This window comes from Colwellia sp. NW0002-52-1 (genome assembly GCF_057550865.1).
Genome location: NZ_BAAJLU010000052.1, coordinates 1 through 717, shown reverse-complemented (window position 1 = coordinate 717; position 717 = coordinate 1). Strand labels below are relative to the sequence as shown.

Annotated in this window: 1 protein-coding gene; it reads left to right on the top strand. The window is 37.0% G+C overall.

Annotated elements, in window-relative coordinates:
- Positions 1-398 precede the first annotated feature (398 nt).
- On the top strand, positions 399-710 hold the full coding sequence (locus tag AC27H3_RS18055) for a hypothetical protein (RefSeq protein WP_487108106.1): 312 nt from the start codon (positions 399-401) through the stop codon (positions 708-710).
- The last annotated feature ends 7 nt before the right edge of the window (positions 711-717 follow it).

Genomic DNA, 717 nt, shown 5'->3' with positions numbered 1-717 from the left:
CAACAGCTCAAACGACGACAAAACTTAAGTCACTGCAAAAAACTCTTTGCCTAAGTTCACGATTTACCGATTTTAAACGCCATAAAGTCAACAAGTCAGTACTTGAGGTTGATACTTGCCAGAAAATTGATGTATTAGTATAGCTTGGGCCTAAAGTGGCAGTTTCGTTTCTATTCTTTGTCAAAAACTGTCATTTGGTCATGACAAAGAGCAAAATATTATAATATCGATGCAATGTGATTATGTTATATTTAGAATGAGTGTCTTTATAAAATTCTAGGGTCGTGTTTTACACGAGTGAATATATAACTGAAGAGCCGGATGCGGTAGTTCCGCACGTCCGGATCTGTGTGGGGTCGGCCTAGTAATAGGTCGCTCTACCACGATTGAGTACATGGATGAATCAACTATTCGGCAATAACATTATTGAAATTACAGCACCACAGGATAGGAGTGAGCTTCTATTCGTGGTTCTTGACGATGAGAGTAGTGATTTTATCTCAACAAATATACGATTTTTCAATTCTGATAAATCACCTATCAAAATAGACTTTTCAGATTTATCAATTGGAATGCTTTTCGATCCCGATACTGAATCAACTACTTTAGGTGAATTTGAACACGTAAAGCGTATAGAAAATGGATTTGAGGTGTTTGGTGATTTTGGCATTATATGGGTATTTTGCGATTCAAGCTCACCAAAGCTGTAAGTACTCA

Excerpts from the sequence above, each read along its gene's own strand:
- AC27H3_RS18055 (WP_487108106.1), top strand. The coding sequence starts at position 399 with ATGAATCAACTATTCGGCAATAACATTATTGAAATTACAGCACCACAG.